Below are 555 nucleotides of genomic sequence, written 5' to 3'. Positions count from 1 at the left end.
GAACACAAAGTCCCATTTGTCGTTGGCCCAGCAATTAACACTTACAACGCACACACCTTGAACCTGTTTTTAAAACAAGGGATGACTCGTTGGTGTATGCCGGTTGAGCTATCTCGTGAATGGCTAAGCGATACTCTGACACAATGTGAAGACTTAGGGATTCGTAACAAATTCGAAGTCGAAGTCTTTAGCCACGGCTATTTGCCATTAGCCTACTCGGGTCGCTGCTTCACGGCGCGTGCAGAAAATAAAGCGAAGGATGATTGCGAAACTTGCTGCATCAAATACCCAACCGGTATCCAAGTAAGCAGCCAAGAGGGACAAGAAGTCTTCAACTTGAATGGCATCCAAACGCAATCGGGCTACTGTTACAACCTGATCAACGATCTGCCAAGCATGCAAGGACTCGTTGATGTCGTTCGCTTGAGTCCATTAGGCGTAAGTACCTTCTCAGAATTGGATCGCTTCCGTTCTAACGAGCAAGGCTCAGACCCAGACAAACTATCAAGCCGCCAATGCAACGGTTACTGGCATCAATTGGCTGGCTTAGAAGTG

General features: G+C 47.4%; 1 protein-coding gene. It reads left to right on the top strand.

Features of this window, described 5'->3' with window-relative positions; genetic code table 11:
• Positions 1 to 555: U32 family peptidase (locus R7190_RS29735; protein WP_318138189.1), on the top strand; the 555-nt coding region annotated here is incomplete at both ends.

The organism is Vibrio sp. 1078-1 (genome assembly GCF_033340475.1).
This window is presented reverse-complemented; position numbering and strand designations above follow the sequence as displayed.